The sequence below is a fragment of the Virgibacillus salexigens genome, from assembly GCF_014905415.1.
GTDB lineage: Bacteria > Bacillota > Bacilli > Bacillales > Amphibacillaceae > Virgibacillus > Virgibacillus salexigens.
In genome coordinates this window covers 1-288 of sequence record NZ_BNEO01000224.1, presented here as the reverse complement: position 1 = coordinate 288, position 288 = coordinate 1, and the positions used below count along the sequence as shown (strand labels likewise).

Annotated in this window: 1 protein-coding gene; it reads right to left on the bottom strand. The window is 36.8% G+C overall.

All coding sequences use genetic code 11. The annotated features are described in order from the left end of the window. Positions 1-132 precede the first annotated feature (132 nt). A partial coding sequence (locus tag JKP73_RS23690) for an AMP-binding enzyme (RefSeq protein WP_200412072.1) occupies positions 133-288 on the bottom strand: 156 nt, incomplete at its 5' end.

The following is a 288-nucleotide window of genomic DNA, read 5'->3' as shown; positions in this document are numbered from 1 at the left end:
GTTCCCAATTGTATCGCTTAGCATGTCGGGTAATGTTTTATTTGGAATTACTATCTCCTTGGCAATATGATCTGGGTAATGCTTATGCCAGGCTTTCTCCATTATCATTCCTCCATCCCATTAAGAATACGCTTACATATTCAAGCTAGATGATTCACCTTGTTCTTGTAACTGACGCCATAATATTTTTCCACTACTAGTGGTAGGAAAATGATCAATAAACGCGATAACTCTAGGATATTTATAAGCTGCCATCTGTTGTTTAGACCACTCAATTATTTCCTTTTC